Raw genomic sequence first — 22,050 nt, forward strand, 5'->3', positions numbered from 1 at the left:
CTCCTACTGCTCGACCTCGTACGCCTGCTTGTCCACGAGCTTGCCGTCCCGGAAGCAGAACCGGAAAACGGTGTCCTCGGTCAGCTTCGAGGAATCGCTGGAGAGCAGCGCCAGGCAGTCCGACCCCTCCGGCCGCGGCGGCCCCTTGCGGTCCATCCCCGACGTCAGCACGCTGTCCCCGTCCGGCAGCCGCGACCGCACCGCCTGCTCGGACTCGCCCACGCGCACCGCGTCGTACTCCTCCTGGCTGATCATCGCCCTGCCCGCCGAGCCCACCAGCATCACCACCGCGGCCCCCATCACGATGACCAGCAGCACCATGGCCGCCACGGCGATCCCGCAGCCCATCGCCACACCGCCGGACCGGGTCCGCACCGGCGCCGTCAGCTCGCGGTCCAGCGCGGCCCAGTCCATCGGCGGCGCGTCCTTCATTGCCAGCGCCCTGGCCTGGGACCGCTGGCCGAAGTCGTCGGCCACGTCCTCGACGAGCCCGGCCGGCTCCGTCCCGTACGGCAGCACTCCCGCCACCCGGAACCCGCCGCCGTCGGTCGCCCCCGCGTGCACCATGCCGCCGACCAGCCGGGCCCGCTCCCGCAGCCCCGTCAGCCCCTGTCCGCCCGAGACGACCTCGCTGCCCGAACCCGCGCCGGCCGCCGGGCCGTTCGCGATCTCCACCACCAGCGAGTCGTCCTCGTACCGGAGTTCCACGGTGATCGCCGACCCCGGAGCGTGCTTGTAGGCGTTGGTCAGCGCCTCCTGCACGATCCGGTACGCCGCGTGGTCGCAGGCCGCGACCAGCGGCCGGGGCTTCCCCGCCGTGCCCAGCCGTACGTCGGTCCCCGCGGCCCGTGCCGCCTCCACGATGCCCGCGATGCCGGCCACCCCCCGTGCGGCCGGCTGCGCCTCCTCCGCCGGCGCCGGCGCCTCGACGCCGTCACGCAGGATCCCCACGACCTCCCGCAGCTCGTGCATGGCCGCCACCGAGGCCTGCCGCAGCACTCCCACCGCCTCGCGCTGGCGGTCGGTGAGCGCGGGGTCCACCTCCAGCGCCCCGGTGTGCACCGAGATCAGGGCCAGCTGGTGGCCCAGGCTGTCGTGCATGTCCTGGGCGATCCGCTGCCGCTCGCGCAGCCTGGCCTGCCCGGCGACCATGGTCCGCTCGCGCAGCAGCCGGTCGTTGCGCTCCTGGAGCGCGCTCAGCAGCGTCCGGCGCTGGTGCCAGTAGCGGCTGGCCAGGCCCGGCATGACGGTCGCCGCGAGGAACAGGAGCGTGGAGAAGACGACCACCAGCAACGGCCGCGTCTGCGCCCTCTGGTCGACGAGGGTCAGGCAGACCGCGGCGAGGAAGGCCAGCAGGAACGCCCCGAGCGCCCGGCCCACGCCGATGATCCGCCGGCCCGCGGACCAGCCCAGCAGCACCGTCACGAGGAACACCCCGGGCAGCAGCCCGCTCGCCGCGGAGCCCAGCACCAGCGTGGCCGCCGGCAGCCGCCGCCGCAGCAGCGTCAGCGACACCACGGTCACGACGCCGAGGACCGTCTTCAGTTCCGGGCTGTTGCTGAGTTCGTCGACGGCGATGCCGAGCAGCGCCATCACCGTGGCGATCGAGAGGTCCGCGGCCAGCGTGCGCCGGGTCCAGGGCTCCGGCCCCTTCAGCCAGTCCCAGCCCGCCCGTGTCCTCGCCTTGGCATCCACACGCCCGACCCTAGACACCGGCCCGCGCCACCGGCCTCCCCCTTTCGTCGCGCCCGGCACGACGAAAGTCGCGCGGAGGGGACGCCGGACGATGGAGCCGGACATGCGAGAAGCCCCGATCCGGATACCGGATCGGGGCTTCCCCGATGTGGGCGAGGGGGGATTTGAACCCCCACGTCCCGAAGGACACTGGCACCTGAAGCCAGCGCGTCTGCCGTTCCGCCACTCGCCCGAGCGGCGCCCCAGTGGTTCTTCCCTTTCGGGCCGTTCCCCTGGCGACGTCGAAACATTAGCACGTCAGACGGGGCGGATTGAAATCGCTTTCCCCGCCCCTCCCCACGACGACCGGGACGGCCACTCCCGCTGTCCGCTCCCGGTGCGGGACACTGTCCCCGGAGCACCCCTACGATCCCTTGTGAGCACCAACACTCCTGCGCGCAGGACCGAAGGGGAACCACCCGAATCCGCCACGCGTGGATACGATCAGTAAGCAGTACAGGGCGACAACGACGGAGGAGGTGCCCCATGGGAGTCCTGAAGCGTTTCGAGCAGCGACTCGAAGGTCTGGTGAACGGCACCTTCGCCAAGGTCTTCAAGTCCGAGGTCCAGCCGGTGGAGATCGCCGGTGCCCTCCAGCGGGAGTGCGACAACAACGCCACCATCTGGAACCGCGAGCGGACCGTCGTACCCAATGACTTCATCGTGGAGCTCAGCGCCGGCGACTACGAGCGCCTGAGCCCTTACTCCGGCCAGCTCGGCGACGAACTCGCGGGCCTCGTGCGCGACTACGCCAAGCAGCAGCGCTACAGCTTCATGGGCCCCATCAAGGTGCACCTGGAGAAGGCGGACGACCTGGACACCGGCCTCTACCGGGTCCGCAGCCGCACCCTCGCCTCCAGCACCTCCCAGGACTCCCCGCAGCCCGCCCAGGGCCGGCCGGGCGGATACGGCTACCCGCCCGCCGGTGCCCCGCCCATGCCGCCGGGCCCGCCCCCGGGCGGCCCCGGCGCCCGCTCCGGCGGCGCGCCCGCGGCTCCCGGTGCCCCTGGCGCCGTACGCCGCTGGATCGAGATCAACGGCACCCGCCACCAGATCTCGCGCCCCACGCTCGTACTCGGCCGAAGCACCGAGGCCGATGTGCGGATCGACGACCCCGGCGTCTCCCGCCGGCACTGTGAGATCCGGACCGGAACACCCCCGACGATCCAGGATCTCGGGTCCACCAACGGCATCGTGGTGGACGGACAGCACACCACCCGCGCTACGCTCCGCGACGGCTCGCGGATCGTCGTGGGCAGTACCACCATCATTTACCGGCAAGCCGAAGGGTGAAGCGGGGGCAATGTCAGAGCTGACCCTGACGGTCATGCGGTTGGGTTTCCTGGCCGTTCTGTGGCTGTTCGTCATCGTGGCCGTTCAGGTCATCCGCAGCGACCTCTTCGGTACGCGCGTCACCCAGCGCGGCTCACGCCGCGGCGGGGCCGCCGCGGGCGCGCCGCAGCAGACGGGGCGGCAGTCCGCGCCGCCCCAGCAGCGCCAGCGCAGGGGCGCGCCGACCAAGCTCGTCGTGTCCGAGGGCACCCTCACGGGCACCACGGTGGCCCTCGCCGGCCAGACGATCACGCTGGGCCGTGCCCACGACTCCACGATCGTGCTGGACGACGACTACGCCTCCAGCAGGCATGCCAGGATCTACCCCGACCGTGACGGCCAGTGGATCGTCGAGGATCTCGGGTCCACGAACGGCACGTACCTCGACCGGACCCGGCTGACCACCCCGACGCCCATTCCGCCGGGCGCCCCGATCCGCATCGGCAAGACCGTCATCGAGCTGCGGAAGTAGTACGAGAATGAGCGAGCGGAGCGAGCGAGCCGCGGCGGTCCGTCCCACCGGGGGCACGGACCCGAGCGCGCTCCCGACCGGAGGGTGGGCAGTGTGGCTCGAGACCGGTTGTACCCCGAGGCGTCGACAGGGCAGGTGCGCATGAGTCTGTCCCTGCGGTTCGCCGCCGGATCGCACAAGGGGATGATCCGCGAGGGCAACGAGGACTCCGGCTACGCCGGTCCCCGGCTCCTCGCCGTCGCCGACGGCATGGGAGGCCAGGCAGCCGGCGAGGTCGCCAGCTCCGAGGTCATCTCCTCGCTCGTCCAGCTCGACGACGACGTCCCGGGCTCCGACATCCTCACCGCCCTCGGCATCGCCGTGCAGCGCGCCAACGACCAGCTGCGCGTGATGGTCGAGGACGACGCCCAGCTCGAGGGCATGGGCACCACGCTCACCGCCCTGCTGTGGACCGGCCAGCGCCTCGGCCTGGTCCACGTCGGCGACTCCCGCGCCTACCTGCTGCGCGACGGCGTCCTCACGCAGATCACCCAGGACCACACCTGGGTGCAGCGCCTGGTCGACGAGGGACGGATCACCGAGGAGGAGGCGACGACCCACCCGCAGCGCTCCCTCCTGATGCGGGCGCTCGGCAGCGGCGACGTCGTGGAGCCCGACCTCTCCATCCGCGAGGTCCGGGCCGGCGACCGCTACCTGATCTGCTCCGACGGCCTGTCCGGCGTGGTCTCCCACCAGACCCTGGAGGAGACCCTCGCCGACTACCACGGCCCGCACGAGACGGTGCAGTCCCTGATCCAGCTCGCCCTGCGCGGCGGCGGTCCGGACAACATCACCTGCATCGTCGCCGACGTCCTCGACACCGACAGCGGCGACACCATGGCCGCCCAGCTCAACGACACCCCGGTCGTCGTGGGCGCGGTGGCCGAGAACCAGCACCAGCTCTTCGACGGCAACGCCATGCAGACCCCGGCCGGCCGTGCCTCGGGCCTCGGCCGCCAGGCCCCGCCGCCCTCCGGTGCCTTCGGGCCTCCCGGCAGCGGCGAAGCCCCCGGCTACGGATACCCCGACCAGAGCCAGGGCGGCGCACTGGGCAGCTTCGGCGAAGCCGAGGCCTACGACGCCGACGGCTCGTACGAGGACACGTACGACCACCCGCGCAAGCGGCGCGGCAAAGGGCGCAAGTGGACCACGCGCACGCTGATCCTGCTGCTCGTGGCCGGTGTCGTCGGCGGCGGCCTGTACGCGGCGCACCGCTGGACGCAGACCCAGTACTACGTCGGCGTCAAGGGCGACCACGTCGCGCTGTACCGCGGCATCAGCCAGAACCTCGCCTGGATCCACCTGTCGCAGGTGGAGACGGACCACCCCGAGATCGAACTGAAGTACCTGCCGCCCTTCAAGCGCAAGCAGGTCGAGGCCACCATCAGCGAGGAAAGCCTCGAGGGCGCGCGCAAGAAGATCGAAGAGCTCGGAACCCAGGTCTCCGCCTGCAAGCAGGACGAGGCCCGCCGTGCTTCCGAAGCCCAGGGCAACCAGACGCCCGGCCCCAGCCTGACTCCCGCGGAGCAAGCTGTCGTCGGTCAGTGCGAAAAGCAGTAGACATACGCGGGCACAGGGGGCCTGCCACACCATGAGCGTTGTCACCAACACGACCACCATCGGCGCCATCGAGGCGCCGAGCCGGCGGAACACCGAGCTCCTGCTGCTCGCCTTCGCCGTGGTCATCCCGATCTTCGCCTACGCCAACGTGGGCCTGTCGATCCACGGCGAGCTGCCCCCGGGCATGCTGCTCTACGGACTCGGCTTCGCCGTCCTCGCCGGGATCTCCCACCTCGTCGTACGCCGCTACGCCAAGTACGCCGACCCGCTGCTGCTGCCGATCGCGACCCTGCTCAACGGGCTCGGCGTCGTCCTGATCTGGCGCCTGGACCAGTCGGAGCGGCTGCAGAACCTCGCCAAGCGCAGCTTCGGCACCTTCTCGGAGTCCGCGCCGCGCCAGATGATGTACACGGGGCTCGCCATCGCCCTGTTCTCCGTCGTGCTGCTGGTCCTCAAGGACCACCGCGTGCTCCAGCGGTTCACGTACATCTCGATGGCCGGGGCCCTGGTCCTGCTGATCCTGCCGGTCATCCCGGGTCTGGGCGCGGACGTCTTCGGCGCCAAGATCTGGATCAGCGTCGGCGGTTTCTCGATCCAGCCCGGTGAGTTCGCCAAGATCGTCATCGCGATCTTCTTCGCCGGCTACCTGATGGTCAAGCGCGACGCCCTGGCCCTGGCCAGCCGCCGCTTCATGGGCCTCTACCTGCCGCGCGGCCGCGACCTCGGCCCGATCCTGATGATCTGGGCGATGAGCCTGCTCGTCCTCGTCTTCGAGAACGACCTCGGCACCTCGCTGCTCTTCTTCGGCATGTTCGTGATCATGCTGTACGTGGCCACCGAGCGGACCAGCTGGATCGTCATCGGTCTGCTCATGTCGGTCGGCGGCGCCACCGTCGTCGGCGCCACGGCCAGCCACGTCAAGGCCCGCGTCACCGCCTGGCTGGATCCCTTCGCCTGCTACAGCACCTCCGGCGCCTGCGAGCAGGTCGGCCAGTCGATCATGAGCTTCGGTTCCGGCGGGGTGCTCGGCACCGGCTGGGGCCAGGGCAACTCGGACCTGATCGGCTTCGCCGCCAACTCCGACTTCATCTTCTCGACGGTCGGCGAGGAACTCGGCCTCACCGGCGTCATGGCCTTCCTCCTGCTCTACGGCCTGATCATCGAGCGGGGCGTGCGCACCGCGCTCGCCGCCCGCGACCCCTTCGGCAAGCTGTTCGCCATCGGGCTCTCCGGCGCCTTCGCCCTCCAGATCTTCGTCGTCGCCGGCGGAGTCATGGGCCTCATCCCCCTCACCGGCATGACCATGCCCTTCCTCGCCTCCGGCGGTTCCTCCGTCCTCGCGAACTGGGTGCTCATCGCCATCCTCATCCGGATCAGCGACACCGCACGCCGACCTGCCCCGGCCCCCGCCCCGTCCCCCGACTCCGAGATGACCCAGGTGGTCCGCCCGTCATGAACAAGCCCCTGCGCCGCATCTCGCTGTTCTGCGGGCTGCTCGTCCTCGCGCTGCTGATCCGGACCAACTGGCTGCAGTACGTCCAGGCCGAGGAACTCAGCACGCGCAAGGAGAACCGCCGGGTCCAGATCGCCCAGTACGCCACCGAACGCGGCAACATCATCGTCCAGGGCCAGCCGATCACCGGGTCCGCCGTCACCGACGGCAGCGACTACAAGTTCAAGCGGACCTACACCGACGGCCCGCTGTGGGCGCCCGTCACCGGCTACGCCTCGCAGGCCTTCGGCTCCACGCAGCTGGAGTCGCTGGACGACGGCATCCTCACCGGCAACGACGACCGGCTCTTCTTCGACCGCACCATCGGCATGTTCACGGGTGAGAAGAAGCAGGGCGGCAACGTCATCACCACCCTGAACGCCGCCGCACAGAAGGCCGCCTTCGAGCAGCTCGGCAGCAAGAAGGGGGCCGTCGCCGCGATCGACCCGCGCACCGGCGCCATCCTGGCCCTGGTCAGCACCCCCTCGTACGACCCGTCCAGCTTCGCCGGGAACTCCAAGGCCGACGAGAAGGCCTGGGTCGAGCTGAAGGACTCCGAGGACAAGAAGCTCGTCAACCGCGCCCTGCGCGAGACGTACCCGCCGGGCTCCACCTTCAAGGTGGTCACGGCCGCCGCCGCGCTGGAGCACGGCGTGGTCACCGACATCAACGCCCCGACGGACACCCCCGAGCCGTACATCCTGCCCGGCACGCGCACCCCGATGGTCAACCACGCGACCGGCTGCGAGAAGGCGACGCTGAACTTCGCCCTCCAGGTCTCCTGCAACTCGGTCTTCGCGAACCTCGGCGACAAGGTCGGCCGCGACAAGATGGTCGACACGGCCCAGAAGTTCGGCTTCAACAACGACAAGATCGATACCCCGGTCCGCGCCTTCGCCAGCGTCTACGACAAGACCATGGGCCGGGACGGCAACGCGCAGAGCTCCATCGGCCAGTTCAACACCGCGGCCACCCCGCTCCAGATGGCCATGGTCACCGCCGCGATCGCCAACGACGGCAAGCTGATGAAGCCGTACATGGTGGAGGAGCTGACCGCGCCCAACCTCGACACGATCGAGAAGCACGAGCCGTCGGAGATGAGCCGGCCCCTCAGCGCCGCGACCGCGCAGAAGGTCCAGCAGATGATGGTCAACGTCGTCGAGAACGGCACCGGAACCAAGGCGCAGATCAAGAACGTCAAGGTGGGCGGGAAGACCGGTACCGCCCAGCACGGAGAGAAGAACGCCAAGCGCCCCTACGCCTGGTTCATCTCCTACGCCGAGCTCCCCGACGGCACCTCCCCGGTGGCCGTGGCCGTCGTGATCGAGGACAGCAGCGCCGACCGTGAGGACATCAGCGGCGGCGGCCTGGCCGCGCCGGTCGCCAAGGCCGTCATGGAAGCCGTCCTGAAGAACAAGGGATGAGCCGAGACAGGATCCGAGCGCTCGGTACCGGTCCGATATCAGCCTGTGGTCACGAACCGATCACCGACGATCGGCCGGTAGCCTTGCCGCGAACAGCACACCGCCGGACCACACGCCGGTGCGGTCGGGACTGACGGAGAGGGCTGCAACGTTATGGAAGAGCCGCGTCGCCTCGGCGGCCGGTACGAGCTGAGCCACGTGCTCGGCCGCGGTGGCATGGCCGAGGTCTACCTCGGTCACGACACCCGGCTCGGCCGTACCGTAGCCGTCAAGACCCTGCGTGCCGACCTCGCCCGCGACCCGTCCTTCCAGGCCCGGTTCCGCCGCGAGGCCCAGTCGGCCGCGTCGCTGAACCACCCGGCGATCGTCGCCGTCTACGACACCGGCGAGGACTACGTCGACAACATCTCCATCCCGTACATCGTGATGGAGTACGTCGACGGCTCGACCCTGCGCGAGCTGCTGCACTCCGGCCGCAAGCTGCTCCCCGAGCGCACCCTCGAGATGTGCATCGGCATCCTCCAGGCCCTCGAGTACTCGCACCGCGCCGGCATCGTCCACCGCGACATCAAGCCCGCCAACGTCATGCTCACGCGCACCGGCCAGGTCAAGGTCATGGACTTCGGCATCGCCCGGGCCATGGGCGACTCCGGCATGACCATGACGCAGACGGCCGCCGTCATCGGCACCGCCCAGTACCTCTCCCCGGAGCAGGCCAAGGGCGAGCAGGTCGACGCGCGTTCCGACCTCTACTCCGCCGGCTGCCTGCTCTACGAGCTGCTGTGCGTCCGGCCCCCCTTCGTCGGCGACTCCCCGGTGGCCGTCGCGTACCAGCACGTGCGCGAGGAGCCCCAGCCGCCGTCGAACTTCGACCCCGAGATCACGCCGGTGATGGACGCCATCGTCCTCAAGGCCCTGGTCAAGGACCCCGACTACCGTTACCAGTCCGCGGACGAGATGCGGGCCGACATCGAGGCCTGCCTCGAGGGCCAGCCCGTCGCCGCGACCGCCGCCATGGGCGCCGCCGGTTACGGCTACCCGGACCAGGGCGGCTACGGACACCAGGGCTACGACCAGCCCACCACGGCCCTGCGTTCCCCGGACGCCGGCCAGACCTCGATGATGCCGCCGATGCCCCCCGGGGGCGGCGACGGCGGCTACGGGTACGACAACCAGGGCCACGGCGGCTACGACCAGGGTCACGGCCGCCGCCAGCAGAAGAAGAGCCGCGCCTCGACGATCCTGCTGGCCCTGGCGGCCGTTCTCGTCCTGGTCGGCGCGATCCTGATCGGCCGGACCCTCTTCAGCGAGACCGCCGACAACCGCCCGGCCGTGCCCAAGCTCGTCGGCCAGACCTTCGAGCAGGCGCAGGGCAGCGGCAAGAACATGGGCCTCCCGGTGGAGAAGGCGGGGGAGGAACCCTGCGCGGACCAGCCCAAGGGCAACGTCTGCTCGCAGGACCCGGCCCCCGACACCAAGGTCGACAAGGGCACCACGATCAAGGTGAAGGTGTCCACGGGCCCCGTCAAGGTGGCGGTCCCCGACGTCCTGCGCCTGAAGTTCGAGGATGCCGAATCGACGCTCAAGAGCAAGAAGTTCCAGGTCGAGAAGAAGCTCGTCGAGAACGACAACGCCTCCCCCGGCACCGTGGTGGAGCAGAACCCCAAGAGCGGCAGCCAGGCGGACCAGGGTTCGGTGATCACCCTCCAGGTCGCCAAGGAAGTCGCCAAGGGCGTCGTCCCCGACCTCAAGGGCCTGAGCAAGGCGGCCGCGGCCAAGGCGCTCTCGGACGCCAAGCTGAAGCTCGGCAGCACCACGGAGGTGGACTCGCCGGGAGCCCCGCCCCAGACGATCGTCGCGCAGCAGTACCAGCCCGGCATCGAGCTCGCCAAGGACACCCCGGTCAACGTCAGCATCTCCAAGGCCGCCTCGGCGGCGCCGACGGTGGTACCCCCGCTCACGGGGCAGACGGTGGCCCAGGCCAAGCTGACGCTCCAGGCGAGCAACCTCGTCTTCGGCGCGGTCCTGGCCGGCTCGACCGATGACAACGCGGTGGTCATCGACTCCAACCCGCCCGTCGGCAGCCAGGTGCCGGGCGGCACGGTGATCAACGTCCGCACCGCCAAGCCGCAGGACGGCGGCCAGCAGGACGGCGGAGGCCTCTTCGGAGGCCTGACCGGCGGCAACCGCCGCTAGGACGCCGGTCCCCGCCCCGCCGCCGCGACCGGACTGTTTCACGTGAAACAGCTGCCGGAAACAGCTGCCGGAAACAGCTACGGGATCAGCGCAGTTCGGCCGGCTTGGTGCGCTTCTCGTCGACCTTCTCCGTCCGCACGAGCTCGCCCCAGACGATGTACCGGTACTTCGAGGTGTAGACCGGCGTGCAGGTCGTCAGGGTGATGTAACGGCCCGGGGAGGTCTTCCCCGACTCCTTCGGGACCGGGTTGATCACACCCGTGTTGTACTTCGAGGTCTGGGCCAGCTCGGCGAAGACCTTGTAGACGTACCAGGTGTCCTTGGTCTCGAAGACGATCGAGTCGCCGTTCTTCACCTTGTCGATGTTGTGGAACTTCGCCCCGTGCCCGTCGCGGTGCGCGGCCAGCGCGAAATTGCCCTGGGCGTCCCAGGGCAGCCCGGACTTCACCGGCTCCGTGTAGTAGCCGGCCACGCCGTCGTTCAGGACGTCCGGCGCCGTGCCCTGCTTGACCAGCACCTCGCCGTTCTTCATCGTCGGTACGTGCAGGAAGCCGATCCCGTCCTCGGTGTCCAGGGCACCCGGCTGCGCGGGAGCACTCGCCGAGGGCGCGGGGCCCTGCCAGCGCTGGCGGATCTCGTCGCCGCGCGCGGAGGCCTGCCGGTCGGCGAGGACGTTGGTCCACCAGAGCGAGTACGCCACGAACAGGCCCAGGACCAGGCCTCCCGTGATCAGGAGCTCTCCCAGCAGGCTCAGGGCCCCGGCGACCACACTGCGGTCGGCGGGCTGCTGCGCGGAGCGGCGACGGGCACGAGACACTGCGGATTCGTCCTTACGGGCTGGTCAGTGCGGGCGGGGCGCCCTGGTTTCGGGGGCGTTCATCGGCCATCCTGCCCCATACGATCATCCGGTAGGTGCTGGTGAACTCCGGGGTGCAGGTCGTCAGCGTGATGTACCGGCCGGGTCCGGTGAATCCGGAGCCCTCCGGCACCGGCTTGATCACGGCCACGTTGGCCGGGGAGGTCTGCGGCAGCGCGGAGGTCACCTGGTACGTGTAGTAGGCGTCCCGGGTCTCCACGACGATCGCGTCCCCCGGAACCAGCTGGTTGATGTAGCGGAACGGTTCCCCGTGCGTGTTGCGGTGTCCGGCGACCGCGAAGTTGCCCTGCCGGTCGGAGGGCATCGCCGTCTTCAGCGCGCCCTCGCCGTAGTGGCCGACCATCCCCTTGTCGAGGACCTTCGCCTTGCTGATCCCCTCGGCCACCGGCACCTTGAGGTCCAGCTTCGGGATGTGCATGATCGCGAACCCCTGGCCGGGCTCGAAGGCGGCCGCCGGGGGCGGCGCACCCGTCCCCGCAGGGCGCTCCCAGGTCTGCTCGAGCGAGCCCGCGGCGCCGTCCGCCGCCCGCTCCGCCAGGACGTTCGTGTACCAGAGCTGGTAGGTGACGAAGAGCAGCATCACCACCCCGGCGGTGATGAACAGCTCGCCTGCGGCCCTGCTGAGCACCACCACCGGACCGCCGGAGCGCGGGCGGGCGCGCCTGCGGCCCCGGCCGCTCCCGCCGCGCCTGCGGGCGCGTGCGTGCGAGCGCTTCGCGGCCTCCTGCGCTGCCTTGCGCCGCGCGGCCCGGCCCTCGCTGGGCACGGACGGCGCGACCGCCGTCACGCGACGGCCTTGCCCACCACCGGGGCCAGCCCCACCGACCGCTCGACGGCGCCGGCGTCACCGCAGCGCACCAGCCAGTTCGCGAGCATCCGGTGCCCCCACTCGGTCAGCACCGACTCGGGGTGGAACTGGACGCCCTCCACATCGTGCTCCCGGTGCCGCAGGCCCATGATGATCCCGTCCTCGGTGCGCGCGGTCACCTCCAGCACGTCGGGCAGGGTCCGCGGCTCGGCCGCGAGGGAGTGGTAGCGGGTCGCGGTGAAGGGCGACGGCAGTCCGGCGAAGACGCCGACGCCCTCGTGGACCACGGGCGAGGTCTTGCCGTGGAGCAGCTCGGGCGCGCGGTCCACCACGCCCCCGTAGGCGACCGCCATGGACTGCATGCCGAGGCAGACGCCGAAGACGGGGACGCCCGTGCCGGCGCAGTGCCGGACCATGTCCACGCAGACGCCCGCCTCTTCCGGCGTACCGGGCCCGGGCGAGAGGAGGACGCCGTCGAAGCCGTCCTGGGCGTGCGCGAGCTCCACCTCGTCGTTGCGCAGCACCTCGCATTCGGCGCCGAGCTGGTAGAGGTACTGGACCAGATTGAAGACAAAGCTGTCGTAGTTGTCGACAACCAGAATGCGCGCGCTCACGGAGTGGCTCCCGATCCCTCGTCCACCGTCACGTCGTTGAACGGAAGGAGCGGCTCGGCCCACGGGAACACGTACTGGAACAGCACGAACACCACCGCCAGGACCAGTACGAGAGAGATCAGCGCGCGCACCCACGCGTTGCCCGGCAGATGCCGCCAGATCCAGCCGTACATTCCGTCTGTTTCCTTCGTCGTCCACGTTGGTTCCTCGTACCGCGGGGGCGGTACCGCACCAGCCTAAGGGCCGGGGGGCCGCGGCGGGGGCCGGCGGGCCAATCACCCGTTTCCGGCGGGGGCGGCGGCCCGGGTTCCGGTGAGCTCCGCCCAGACGACCAGCCGGTGGCTGTGGCCCCACTCGGGTTCGCAGGTGGTCAGGGTGAGGTACTTGCCGGGGGTGGCGAACGGCGAGCGGCGCGGCACCGGGGCGACCACCCCGGTCTCGGTGGGCAGGACCCGCAGCGGAGCGGCCCGGACGGTGTACGTGTACCAGCCGGTCGCGTCCCGGACGGTCACGGTGTCCCCGGGGCGCAGCTGGGGGACGTCCTTGAAGGGGTCGCCGTAGGTGCGCCGGTGTCCGGCCACCGCGAAGTTGCCGTCCCCGCCGGGGCGGGCCGAGCCGGTGTAGTGGCCCAGGCCCTTCTTCAGCGGTCCGGGGTCGGTGCCCTCCAGGACGGGCCGGCTCCAGTCCTTGCCGAAGCGGGGGACGTACAGCTCGGCGAAGGCGCGGCCGGGCGGGTAGGACGCCGGCCCCTGCCGTGCCGGGGACTCCTCCGGAGCCGGAGCCGGAGCCGGGACCGGAGCCGGAGCCGGGACCGGAGCCGGAGCGGCCGCCCCGGCCGCCGCCCAGCGGTCGTGCAGCCGGTCCCGCTCGTCCTGCGCCGCCCGGTCGGCCTTGACGCCGGTCCACAGCAGGACGTACGCCACGAACAGCACGATCAGCGTCCCGGCCGTCAGGCACACCTCGCTGAACGTCCGCACCACCAGGCGCAGTACGACGTCAGGACGCGGCGGACTCCAGCGGCTTCGCATAGTGGAGGTCCACTGTGCCCGAGTAGCCGGGCAGTGTCAGCCTCTTCTCCTCGTCCACCTTCCAGCCGAGCCCGTACGCGTTGACGTACAGCTGGTAGTTCTGGATGGCCGGGGAGGCCGCGAGGGCCTTGCGCAGCGCGCCGGGGTCGCCGACGGCGGAGATCTTGTAGGGGGGCGAGTACACCCGGCCCTGGAGGATCAGCGTGTTGCCGACGCAGCGGACCGCGCTGGTGGCGATCAGCCGCTGGCCCATCACCTCGATGCCGCCGGCGCCGCCCAGCCACAGGGCGTTCACCACGGCCTGGAGGTCCTGCTGGTGGATCACCAGGTCGTTGGGCTGCGGTTCGGGGACTCCGGGGACGCGCGCGGTGGCGTTGGGCGGCGCGTCGTTGAGGGTGACGGTCAGGCCCTTGCCGGTGAGCTCCTCGGTGCCCGAGGCGGCGCGCAGGGCGGCGAGCCTGGCCTCCTCTGCCTTGGTGCTGCCGTTGTCGCGTTCGGCGAGGGCGTCCACCTGGGCGCGGGCGCCGGCGGCGCTCTTCTCCAGCTCGGCGTTCTTGGCGCTGCGCTCGTGGATGAGGTCGGACAGCTTCAGGAGCGAGGCGTCCGTGCGGATGTTCGTACCCTTGGAGGTGTTGAAGCTGGTGACGAAGATGAGCCCGGCGAGGGCGAAGACGGCGGCCGTCAGCAGCCGGGCGGGCCTGGCCCGGCGGCGGGGGGCACCCGTGGAGGAGTCGTCGGAATCGCGCAACGTACCCTTCTCCTTCAACGCCAGAGGTCCACTACGCTAACGGACGCCCGGGGCAGGCAAGGTCCCCCAGCGCATCGACAGGAGAGCCCCTCGTGCCGAAGTCACGTATCCGCAAGAAGGACGATTACACGCCGCCGCCGGCGAAGCAGGCGCAGGCGATCAGGCTGACCAACCGCAGCTGGGTCGCCCCGGTCATGCTGGCCTTCTTCCTCATCGGTCTCGCGTGGATCGTGGTCTTCTACGTGACCGACACCCAGCTGCCGGTGGAGGCGCTGGGCAACTGGAACATCGTGGTCGGCTTCGGTTTCATCGCGGCCGGTTTCGGTGTCTCCACCCAGTGGAAGTAGCGCCACGCACCATACCGGCGCAGCCGGTCGGCGCAAGCTCTCCCCATGAGTTATCCACAGCGTCATCCACACCTGAGGAAAAGACAGAAGATCTGTGGATAACTCTGTGGAGAGTTGACGCCGGTGTGATCAGGTGAGTGCGGCCGTCCGGACGATCACCAGCGCCACGGCCAGCAGGAACACCGCCGCACAGGCCACCGTCTGGACGAGTGCCCGCCCGCGCCCCGTGGCGGGCACGAGCAGCCCCAGGGCGACCAGTGCGCCGGTCACCAGGCCGCCGATGTGCGCCTGCCACGACACGGACAGGCCGATGGGCGCGAAGGTCACGAACAGCATGAGCCCGAGCGTCATCAGCACCGGCCGCAGCTCGTAGCGGAGCCGGCGGGCGAGCACCACGGTGGCGCCGAGCAGGCCGCAGACGGCGCCGGAGGCCCCGAGGGTGGGGGTGTTCGGCGCGGTCAGCAGATAGACGAGGGCGCTGCCGCCCAGCCCCGACAGCAGGTAGAGCGCGAGGTAGCGGGCGCGGCCCAGGGCCGCCTCCAGCGGTCCGCCGATCACCCACAGGGCGAGCATGTTGCTGACGACGTGCCACCACTCGACGTGCAGGAACACCGAGGTCAGCAGCCGGTGGTACTGCCCGGTGGAGACCCCTTCGACGGGCGCCCCGGCGTACTCGACGTAGCGGCCGAGCAGCTCCAGCCGCAGCGCCAGCCCCGGCACCGCCAGGACGGCGAGGAACACCGCCGCGTTGATCCCGATGAGGACCTTGGTGACGAGCTGGGGATCGGCGGTCACCAGTCCGCCCGCGACCGTGCGCGGGGCGTTGGCCGCGGGGGAGTGCCCGGTCCCCGAGCCGCCCCTGACGCACTCGGGGCACTGGAAGCCCACCGAGGCGCTGATCATGCACTCGGGGCAGATGGGCCGCTCGCAGCGGGTGCAGCTGATGCCCGTGTCGCGGTCCGGGTGGCGGTAGCAGCCCGGCAGCCGGTCGGTGTCCATCGGTCCCCTCGGTCGGCGGCGGGCGGGGCGTGCGCCCCGCCGGTCCAGTACACACCGAGTACGGACGGACGGGGTCCGAAGGTTCCCGCCCCGCCGCCCCGCCGGTCAGCGCCGCTCGACGGAGACCGACTGGATGATGACGTCGTCGAGCGGCCGCTCGGTGCGCGGGTTGGTGGCGCCGGAGGCGATGGCGTCCACCACCTTGCGGCTGGCCGCGTCGGTGACCTCCCCGAAGATGGTGTGCTTGCGGGTCAGCCAGGCCGTGGGGGCGACCGTGATGAAGAACTGCGAGCCGTTCGTGCCCGGGCCGGCGTTGGCCATGGCCAGCAGGTAGGGCTTGGTGAAGGCCAGGTCGGGGTGGAACTCGTCGGCGAACTGGTAGCCGGGGCCGCCCGTGCCGTTGCCGAGCGGATCACCGCCCTGGATCATGAAGCCGCTGATGACGCGGTGGAAGACGGTGCCGTCGTAGAGCGGGGCGGTGGTCTTCTGGCCGTCCGTGGGGCGGGTCCACTCACGCGCGCCCGTGGCGAGCTCGACGAAGTTCCGGACCGTCTTGGGAGCGAAGTTCTCCAGCAGCTCGATCTCGATGTCGCCTTTGTTGGTCTTCAGGGTGGCGTAGAGCTTCTCGGCCACGGGTCTGCCTTCCCTCGTCATCACTGTCGGCCCGATCCTCCCACGGAGGGCAGAACTCCACGGAAATCCTCCACCCGTATGCCCTGTCACGCATGCGCCGGCAGCGCGGTGACAGGCATGATCCGACAAAGGGTGGAAAGGTGAACTGTGTCCGCCACCGAGGAGGAGGATCCCGTGACCCGCAAGGACAGCGTGCGCCTGGCCGCCGAGAACGCCAGGGACGCCGTGAAGCACGCAGCGGAAGTGGTGGCGCCGTACGCGGGAACCGCCATGGACGCGGCCGCCCACTACGCCCACGAGGCGAACGAGCGACTGGCGCCGAAGGTCTCCCACGCGGCCGGCCAGGCCTCGATGCACGCGCGCGCGGCGTACGACAGCCACCTCCATCCGAGGATGCAGGCGGCGCGCACGCACGTACCCCCGAACGTGGACCGGGCCGCGGTGAAGGCCGCCCACCACACGCGCCTGGCCGCGCGCCAGGCGGCCGACTACACGGCGCCCCGGATCGAGAGCGCGATCGCCGCGAGCCGGCCGGTGGCCGAGGAGGCCGCGTCCCGCTCGACGGCCGCGCTCGCGGCGCTGCGCGGGCAGGTGTCGGCCAAGGAGGTGCGACGGCTGGTCCGCCGGCACGAGCGCCGGGCGCGGTACGGCCGGTGGGTCAAGGGCGCCGCGCTGGTCGGGCTGCTGGCGGGCGGCGCCTTCGCGGCGTGGAAGTGGTGGGACCAGCAGTCGAACCCGGACTGGCTGGTGGAACCCCCGGCGGCCACCGAGCTGTCGGCCCAGGACGCGGCGCCGGCCGGCGGCCTCGACGAGGAGCTGGCGGAGAAGGAGCTCGCGGAGAAGGAGCGCGAGGCGAACGGCGGCAAGAACACCTGACGTCCGCCCGCGCGCGCAAGGGGCCCGGATCCGCTCGGCGGATCCGGGCCCCTTCGTTCGTCAGGCAGCGGTGACGACCCGGCCTAGCCGGGCAGGGTCAGCACCATCCCGGGGCGGATCAGGTCCGGGTTCGAGCCGACCACCCCCCGGTTCATCGCGTACAGCTCGCGCCAGCGGGCCTCGTTGCCGAGTTCGTGGCGGGCGATGGCGGAGAGGGAGTCGCCCGGCTTGACGGTGTACGTGCGCTTCTTGGCGGCGGGCGCGGGCTTGGCAGGCGCGGGCTTGGCCGGCGCGGACTTGGCGGGCGCGGACTTCGGCGGCACCGGCTTGGGCGACACCGACTTGGGGGGAACCGGCACGGCCTTGTGCGCGGCCGAGGCGGGGCTCGGCGTGGCGGGCGTCGTCGGTGGGGCCGCCGCGGGCGGCGCCTTGGGCGGCGCGGCGGCGGCCATCCGCTCGGCCGCCGCCCTGGTGGCGGAGGCGGCGTCCGCGTAGGAGTCCGCGTACGGGGAGCCCGCGTCGGAGCCGGTCTTCGGCCCCTGCCGCTCCGTCTGCCGTCTCGCCTTCTCGGCGGCCTCGTCCTGCTTCTTCTTGTCCGACTTCAGGAAATCGAAGAGTCCCATCGCGTGCGCCTCCGGCGTGCTGTTGCCCCCTGGCCTCATGGCCTCACCCCACTGTCGGTCACCCTCTGCCGTTCGGCCCCGTGACCGGTCCGTACGGGGGACCCCGCCCCGGCGGCTACCGCTGCCGGGCCCGGCGGGCCGGGCGGGGGCCCTCGGCGGGCACGCCCAGCGGCCCCTGCGCGAGGCGGCCGAGGACCCGCAGCAGACACGCGCGGTCCTCTTCGGAGAGGTCGGCGAGGGCGTCGGCGTGGACCTGGTCGACGATCCGCCGGCTCTCCACCGACAGGGCGGCCCCCTTCTCGGTGACCACGACGACGCGGGCCCGCCGGTCCTTGGTGGAGGGCCGGCGCTCGGCCAGCCCGGCCTTCTCCAGGGCGTCGACCGTCACGACCATCGTCGTCTTGTCCATGTCGCCGATCTCGGCGAGCTGGGCCTGCGTGCGCTCCTCCTCCTGCGCGTGCACCAGGACGCAGTGCATCCGGGCGGTCAGTCCGATTCCGCCGAGGGCGGCGGCCATGCGCGTGCGCAGGACGTGGCTGGTGCGGTCCAGGAGGAAGGACAGGTCGGGCTCGGTCCCGGGGGATCCCATCGCGGTCATGGGACCAGCCTAGCAATTCGATCCGAAGAAAATAGTCTGCAACAAAACTATCTGCTACGGTCGCATCAGTGGACCGCCGATGGCTCACCGAGGCCCGCCGACGACCGGAGAGACCCATGACCACCGCCGTTACGGAACCCCCCGCCCCGACCGCCCGGGAGGGCCGGCCGCGCCCTCCGCGCCCGCCGCGCTCGCGCCGGACCGCCCTCGCCGTGCTCTCCACCGGCATGCTGATGACCGTCCTCGACGGCAGCATCGTCACCGTGGCCATGCCGGCCGTCCAGGACGACCTCGGCTTCACCCCCGCGGGCCTCAGCTGGGTCGTCAACGCCTACCTGATCGCCTTCGGCAGCCTGCTCCTGCTCGCCGGCCGGCTCGGCGACCTCATCGGCCGCAAGCGGATGTTCCTCGCGGGCACCGCCGTCTTCACGGCCGCCTCGCTGCTCGCCGGATTCGCCGGCTCCCCCGCCCTGCTCATAGCGGCCCGCTTCCTCCAGGGCGTGGGCAGCGCCATGGCCTCCGCCGTCGGCCTCGGAATCCTGGTCACCCTCTTCGACCAGCCCCGCGAACGCGCCAGGGCCATCGCCGTCTTCTCCTTCACCGGAGCGGCCGGAGCCTCCCTCGGTCAGGTGCTGGGTGGCGTCCTCACCGATGCCCTCGACTGGCACTGGATCTTCTTCATCAACCTGCCCATCGGGATCGCCACCCTGCTGGCCGCCCTGCCCGCGCTGCCCGCCGACCGGGGTCTGGGACTGCGCGCCGGGGCCGACGTACCGGGCGCGGCACTCGTCACCGCCGGCCTCATGACGGGCATCTACGCCGTCGTACGCGTCGAGGAGCACGGCTGGGCCTCCGCGCACACCCTCGGTCTCGGGGCGCTCTCCCTGGTCCTGGTCGCCGCCTTCCTGCTGCGCCAGGCCACGGCCCGCACCCCGCTGATGCCCCTGCGGATCCTCCGCTCGCGCACCGTGGCCGCCGCGAACCTGGTCCAGATGCTGATGGTGGCCGCGCTGTTCTCCTTCCAGGTCCTCGTCGCCCTCTACCTCCAGCAGGTCCAGGGCTACGGGGCGGCGGAGACCGGCCTCGCGATGCTGCCGGCCGCGCTGGCCATCGGCGGCGTCTCCCTCGGCGGGGCGGCGAAGCTGATCGCCCGCTTCGGGGAGCGGGGCGTCCTGCTCACCGGTCTCGCCCTGCTGGTCGCCGGTCTCGCCCTGCTGACCCGCCTCCCGGTGCGCGCCGACTACGTCACCGACCTGCTGCCCGTGATGCTGCTGGCCTCGGGCTTCGGCCTGGCCCTGCCCGCGCTCACCGGGCTGGCGATGTCGGGGGCCGGCGAGCGCGACGCCGGGCTGGCGTCGGGCCTGTTCAACACCACCCAGCAGATCGGCATGGCCCTCGGCGTGGCCGTCCTCTCCACCCTGGCCGCCTCGCGCACCGGGGACCTGACCGCCGCCGGCCGTGCCCGGCCCGAGGCCCTCACCTCCGGCTACCAGCTGGCCTTCGCCGTCGGCGCCGCCCTCCTGCTGGCCGCCACCGCCCTCGCGGCCGCCCTCCCGCGCCCCGCGCGCACGCGCTGACACCGCGCCCCGGAGCCTGACCGCGCATGCGCAAAAGACCCCCTGACCGGCATTCACGCTGGTCAGGGGGTCTTTGTGAAGTGGAGCCTAGGAGATTCGAACTCCTGACATCTGCCTTGCAAAGGCAGCGCTCTACCAACTGAGCTAAGGCCCCGAGCAACCGGACGCGGACCTCCCCGGGAAGAGAGTGTCCGTTCCGCAGGACAGAGTACCCGGTGCACCCCCGCATCCCGCAAAATGATGGGGACTCCCGCCCCGCGACCACGCTCCGTAAGATGCTCGCGAGGTTCGCACCAGCGAAGGGGAGTAGGAAGAGTGGACGCAGTACAGCAGGAGGCCACGGCCAGAGCCCGGGAACTCCAGCGCAGTTGGTACGGGGAGCCGCTCGGCGCACTGTTCCGGCGGCTCATAGATGACCTCGGTCTCAACCAGGCCCGCCTCGCTGCCGTGCTCGGGCTTTCGGCGCCGATGCTGTCCCAGCTGATGAGCGGGCAGCGCGCCAAGATCGGCAACCCGGCCGTGGTCCAGCGGGTCCAGGCCCTCCAGGACCTCGCGGGCCAGGTGGCCGACGGCAGCGTCAGCGCCGCCGAGGCCACCGACCGGATGGACGAGATCAAGCACACCCAGGGCGGCTCCGTCCTCAGCAACAGCGGGCAGACCAGCACGGGTTCGGGAGCCCCCACCGTCAAGCGGGTCGTCCGCGAGATCCAGTCGCTGCTGCGCTCGGTCGCCGCGGCCGGCGACATCATCGAGGCGGCGGACACGCTCGCACCCACCCATCCCGAACTGGCAGAGTTCCTCCGGGTCTACGGGGCGGGCCGCACCTCCGAGGCGGTGTCCCACTACGAGGCACACCAGAACTGACACACACGGGTCGACGGGGGACGGGCGCAGCGATGGGTGAGGTCTTCGCCGGCCGGTACGAGCTGGTCGATCCGATCGGGCGCGGGGGCGCGGGCGCCGTCTGGCGGGCCTGGGACCGGCGCCGCCGGCGGTACGTCGCCGCCAAGGTCCTCCTCCAGGGCGACGCGCACATGCTGCTGCGGTTCGTGCGCGAGCAGGCCCTGCGCATCGACCACCCCCACGTCCTCGCCCCGGCCAGCTGGGCGGCGGACGACGACAAGGTCCTGTTCACCATGGACCTCGTCGCGGGCGGCTCCCTCGCCCACGTGATCGGGGACTACGGGCCGCTGCCGCCGCGATTCGTGTGCGTCCTGCTCGACCAGCTCCTGTCGGGGCTGGCGGCGGTGCACGCGGAGGGCGTCGTCCACCGCGACATCAAACCGGCCAACATCCTGATGGAGGCCACCGGAACCGGGCGGCCGCACCTGCGGCTGTCCGACTTCGGCATCGCCATGCGCAAGGGTGAGCCCCGGCTCACGGAGACGGACCACGTCGTCGGTACGCCCGGCTATTTCGCGCCCGAGCAACTGCGGGGCGCCGAGCCCGACTTCCCCGCCGACCTCTTCGCCGTCGGACTGGTCGCCCTGTACCTGCTGCGGGGCCGCAAGCCCGACTCGGCGGCGCTGGTGGAGCGTTGGCGGGCGCACGGCACCCCCGACTCCCCCGAAGGCGTCCCCGCGCCGCTGTGGGGCGTGATCTCGAACCTCCTGCACCCCGACCCCGACAGCCGCTTCCGGACCGCCACGGGGGCGCGCAAGGCCCTTGCCGAGGCCGCCCAGTTGCTGCCCGAGCCCGCCGCCGACGAGGATCCGGTGGAGGTGTTCGACCAACTCGGGCCACTGCCGGCCGGTTTCGGCCCCCAGGGGCCCGCGACGGCCCCGGCGGCGGCCCCGGCGGGGTTCGGACCACCGCCGGCCGCGTACGGGGCCGAGGGGTCCCGGGACACGAGCGGTTTCCACCTGGCACCACCCGCCGCGACCCCGGTCGCCGCGACCCCGCCGTTCCCGTCCCCCGCGCCCCCGGCCGCCCCGGCCGCCGCTCCGCCCGCGCCCTCACCGGCCCGCTCCGGCGGGATCGCCCCGCCCCCGGCGAAGGTCACCGCCGGCCTCCTCACGGCGGCCCTGCTGTGCTTCGCGGTCGGCGTCTGGGCGCTGACGCGGCTCTAGGCCG

At 71.5% G+C, this 22,050-nt stretch carries 21 protein-coding genes, 2 tRNA genes and 1 pseudogene; 11 read left to right on the forward strand and 13 right to left on the reverse strand.

What is annotated here, in order from left to right:
* Window positions 1–3: 3 nt before the first annotated feature.
* Both ACZ514_RS11700 and ACZ514_RS11705 read right to left on the reverse strand, forming a co-directional pair.
* Complete coding sequence (locus tag ACZ514_RS11700; RefSeq protein ID WP_469124622.1) at window positions 4–1,695, reverse strand: sensor histidine kinase; 1,692 nt, start codon at window positions 1,693–1,695, stop codon at window positions 4–6.
* 149 nt (window positions 1,696–1,844) lie between these two features.
* Window positions 1,845–1,927, reverse strand: a tRNA-Leu gene (locus ACZ514_RS11705).
* 293 nt (window positions 1,928–2,220) lie between these two features.
* Between ACZ514_RS11705 and ACZ514_RS11710 the strand changes: the two genes are divergently transcribed.
* The 6 genes from ACZ514_RS11710 (at window position 2,221) to pknB (ending at window position 10,249) form a co-directional block, all read left to right on the forward strand.
* Window positions 2,221–3,027 carry an FhaA domain-containing protein gene (locus tag ACZ514_RS11710; protein ID WP_468163982.1) on the forward strand — a complete coding sequence of 269 codons (807 nt, stop codon included), beginning with the start codon at window positions 2,221–2,223 and terminating at the stop codon, window positions 3,025–3,027.
* Between the two features lie 10 nt (window positions 3,028–3,037).
* A complete protein-coding gene (locus ACZ514_RS11715) occupies window positions 3,038–3,538 on the forward strand; it encodes an FHA domain-containing protein FhaB/FipA (RefSeq protein WP_388932877.1) in 501 nt (166 codons plus the stop codon).
* Between the two features lie 141 nt (window positions 3,539–3,679).
* Window positions 3,680–5,137, forward strand: a complete 1,458-nt coding sequence (locus ACZ514_RS11720) for a PP2C family protein-serine/threonine phosphatase (RefSeq protein ID WP_468163984.1) — start codon at window positions 3,680–3,682, stop codon at window positions 5,135–5,137.
* Window positions 5,138–5,168: 31 nt separating this feature from the next.
* Window positions 5,169–6,593 carry an FtsW/RodA/SpoVE family cell cycle protein gene (locus ACZ514_RS11725; protein WP_405979778.1) on the forward strand — a complete coding sequence of 475 codons (1,425 nt, stop codon included), beginning with the start codon at window positions 5,169–5,171 and terminating at the stop codon, window positions 6,591–6,593.
* Window positions 6,590–8,053: a peptidoglycan D,D-transpeptidase FtsI family protein gene (locus ACZ514_RS11730; RefSeq protein WP_468698626.1), complete on the forward strand. Its 1,464-nt coding sequence runs from the start codon at window positions 6,590–6,592 to the stop codon at window positions 8,051–8,053. The genes ACZ514_RS11725 and ACZ514_RS11730 overlap by 4 nt, the downstream gene beginning before the upstream one ends.
* A gap of 153 nt (window positions 8,054–8,206) precedes the next feature.
* On the forward strand, window positions 8,207–10,249 hold the full coding sequence (gene pknB, locus ACZ514_RS11735; RefSeq protein WP_468698628.1) for a Stk1 family PASTA domain-containing Ser/Thr kinase: 2,043 nt from the start codon (window positions 8,207–8,209) through the stop codon (window positions 10,247–10,249).
* Between the two features lie 85 nt (window positions 10,250–10,334).
* Here the strand turns inward: pknB and ACZ514_RS11740 are convergent, their stop codons facing one another.
* The 6 genes and pseudogenes from ACZ514_RS11740 to ACZ514_RS11765 all read right to left on the reverse strand — a co-directional run bounded on the left by ACZ514_RS11740 (window position 10,335) and on the right by ACZ514_RS11765 (window position 14,324).
* On the reverse strand, window positions 10,335–11,066 hold the full coding sequence (locus ACZ514_RS11740) for a class E sortase (RefSeq protein ID WP_469124623.1): 732 nt from the start codon (window positions 11,064–11,066) through the stop codon (window positions 10,335–10,337).
* A gap of 13 nt (window positions 11,067–11,079) precedes the next feature.
* Window positions 11,080–11,757 (reverse strand): annotated as a pseudogene (locus tag ACZ514_RS11745) (class E sortase); the annotation flags it as partial.
* A gap of 152 nt (window positions 11,758–11,909) precedes the next feature.
* Window positions 11,910–12,548: an aminodeoxychorismate/anthranilate synthase component II gene (locus ACZ514_RS11750; protein ID WP_468698632.1), complete on the reverse strand. Its 639-nt coding sequence runs from the start codon at window positions 12,546–12,548 to the stop codon at window positions 11,910–11,912.
* Complete coding sequence (locus ACZ514_RS11755; protein ID WP_030011120.1) at window positions 12,545–12,721, reverse strand: hypothetical protein; 177 nt, start codon at window positions 12,719–12,721, stop codon at window positions 12,545–12,547. The genes ACZ514_RS11750 and ACZ514_RS11755 overlap by 4 nt, the downstream gene beginning before the upstream one ends.
* 102 nt (window positions 12,722–12,823) lie before the next feature.
* Window positions 12,824–13,576 carry a class E sortase gene (locus ACZ514_RS11760; RefSeq protein ID WP_469124624.1) on the reverse strand — a complete coding sequence of 251 codons (753 nt, stop codon included), beginning with the start codon at window positions 13,574–13,576 and terminating at the stop codon, window positions 12,824–12,826.
* Window positions 13,545–14,324 carry a DUF881 domain-containing protein gene (locus ACZ514_RS11765; protein WP_468163997.1) on the reverse strand — a complete coding sequence of 260 codons (780 nt, stop codon included), beginning with the start codon at window positions 14,322–14,324 and terminating at the stop codon, window positions 13,545–13,547. The genes ACZ514_RS11760 and ACZ514_RS11765 overlap by 32 nt, the downstream gene beginning before the upstream one ends.
* 92 nt (window positions 14,325–14,416) lie before the next feature.
* On the opposite strand from ACZ514_RS11765, the gene crgA reads away from it, so the two are divergent.
* Complete coding sequence (gene crgA, locus ACZ514_RS11770) at window positions 14,417–14,671, forward strand: cell division protein CrgA (protein WP_388932855.1); 255 nt, start codon at window positions 14,417–14,419, stop codon at window positions 14,669–14,671.
* Window positions 14,672–14,800: 129 nt separating this feature from the next.
* On the opposite strand, the gene ACZ514_RS11775 is transcribed toward crgA, so the two are convergent.
* The gene (locus ACZ514_RS11775) at window positions 14,801–15,670 is read right to left on the reverse strand and encodes a rhomboid family intramembrane serine protease (RefSeq protein ID WP_469124625.1); all 870 of its coding nucleotides are present in this window, start codon (window positions 15,668–15,670) and stop codon (window positions 14,801–14,803) included.
* Between the two features lie 105 nt (window positions 15,671–15,775).
* A complete protein-coding gene (locus ACZ514_RS11780; RefSeq protein ID WP_468164001.1) occupies window positions 15,776–16,303 on the reverse strand; it encodes a peptidylprolyl isomerase in 528 nt (175 codons plus the stop codon).
* 174 nt (window positions 16,304–16,477) lie between these two features.
* Here ACZ514_RS11780 and ACZ514_RS11785 point away from each other — a divergent pair, with 174 nt between their 5' ends.
* Entirely contained in the window at window positions 16,478–17,179 is a 702-nt protein-coding gene (locus tag ACZ514_RS11785; RefSeq protein WP_468164003.1) for a DUF5324 family protein, read from the forward strand.
* 83 nt (window positions 17,180–17,262) lie between these two features.
* Here ACZ514_RS11785 and ACZ514_RS11790 read toward each other — a convergent pair whose 3' ends face one another.
* Window positions 17,263–17,802 (reverse strand): LysM peptidoglycan-binding domain-containing protein, encoded by a 540-nt coding sequence (locus ACZ514_RS11790; protein WP_469124626.1) that lies wholly within the window; start codon window positions 17,800–17,802, stop codon window positions 17,263–17,265.
* Window positions 17,803–17,917: 115 nt separating this feature from the next.
* Entirely contained in the window at window positions 17,918–18,400 is a 483-nt protein-coding gene (locus ACZ514_RS11795; protein WP_469124627.1) for a MarR family winged helix-turn-helix transcriptional regulator, read from the reverse strand.
* A 116-nt stretch (window positions 18,401–18,516) separates the two neighbouring features.
* On the opposite strand from ACZ514_RS11795, the gene ACZ514_RS11800 reads away from it, so the two are divergent.
* A complete protein-coding gene (locus ACZ514_RS11800; RefSeq protein ID WP_469124628.1) occupies window positions 18,517–19,977 on the forward strand; it encodes an MFS transporter in 1,461 nt (486 codons plus the stop codon).
* An 81-nt stretch (window positions 19,978–20,058) separates the two neighbouring features.
* Here the strand turns inward: ACZ514_RS11800 and ACZ514_RS11805 are convergent.
* Window positions 20,059–20,131, reverse strand: a tRNA-Ala gene (locus tag ACZ514_RS11805).
* A 161-nt stretch (window positions 20,132–20,292) separates the two neighbouring features.
* Here ACZ514_RS11805 and ACZ514_RS11810 point away from each other — a divergent pair.
* A complete protein-coding gene (locus ACZ514_RS11810; RefSeq protein ID WP_362456741.1) occupies window positions 20,293–20,841 on the forward strand; it encodes a helix-turn-helix domain-containing protein in 549 nt (182 codons plus the stop codon).
* Between the two features lie 32 nt (window positions 20,842–20,873).
* Window positions 20,874–22,046, forward strand: a complete 1,173-nt coding sequence (locus ACZ514_RS11815; protein WP_469124629.1) for a serine/threonine-protein kinase — start codon at window positions 20,874–20,876, stop codon at window positions 22,044–22,046.
* Window positions 22,047–22,050: the final 4 nt, after the last annotated feature.

It is taken from the genome of Streptomyces sp. NPDC034086 (genome assembly GCF_055575515.1).

Excerpts from the sequence above, each read along its gene's own strand:
- ACZ514_RS11710 (WP_468163982.1), top strand. The coding sequence starts at position 2,221 with ATGGGAGTCCTGAAGCGTTTCGAGCAGCGACTCGAAGGTCTGGTGAAC.
- ACZ514_RS11715 (WP_388932877.1), top strand. The coding sequence starts at position 3,038 with ATGTCAGAGCTGACCCTGACGGTCATGCGGTTGGGTTTCCTGGCCGTT.
- ACZ514_RS11720 (WP_468163984.1), top strand. The coding sequence starts at position 3,680 with ATGAGTCTGTCCCTGCGGTTCGCCGCCGGATCGCACAAGGGGATGATC.
- ACZ514_RS11725 (WP_405979778.1), top strand. The coding sequence starts at position 5,169 with ATGAGCGTTGTCACCAACACGACCACCATCGGCGCCATCGAGGCGCCG.
- ACZ514_RS11730 (WP_468698626.1), top strand. The coding sequence starts at position 6,590 with ATGAACAAGCCCCTGCGCCGCATCTCGCTGTTCTGCGGGCTGCTCGTC.
- pknB (WP_468698628.1), top strand. The coding sequence starts at position 8,207 with ATGGAAGAGCCGCGTCGCCTCGGCGGCCGGTACGAGCTGAGCCACGTG.
- ACZ514_RS11755 (WP_030011120.1), bottom strand. The coding sequence starts at position 12,721 with ATGTACGGCTGGATCTGGCGGCATCTGCCGGGCAACGCGTGGGTGCGC.
- ACZ514_RS11760 (WP_469124624.1), bottom strand. The coding sequence starts at position 13,576 with ATGCGAAGCCGCTGGAGTCCGCCGCGTCCTGACGTCGTACTGCGCCTG.
- ACZ514_RS11775 (WP_469124625.1), bottom strand. The coding sequence starts at position 15,670 with ATGGACACCGACCGGCTGCCGGGCTGCTACCGCCACCCGGACCGCGAC.
- ACZ514_RS11790 (WP_469124626.1), bottom strand. The coding sequence starts at position 17,802 with ATGGGACTCTTCGATTTCCTGAAGTCGGACAAGAAGAAGCAGGACGAG.
- ACZ514_RS11795 (WP_469124627.1), bottom strand. The coding sequence starts at position 18,400 with ATGACCGCGATGGGATCCCCCGGGACCGAGCCCGACCTGTCCTTCCTC.
- ACZ514_RS11800 (WP_469124628.1), top strand. The coding sequence starts at position 18,517 with ATGACCACCGCCGTTACGGAACCCCCCGCCCCGACCGCCCGGGAGGGC.
- ACZ514_RS11815 (WP_469124629.1), top strand. The coding sequence starts at position 20,874 with ATGGGTGAGGTCTTCGCCGGCCGGTACGAGCTGGTCGATCCGATCGGG.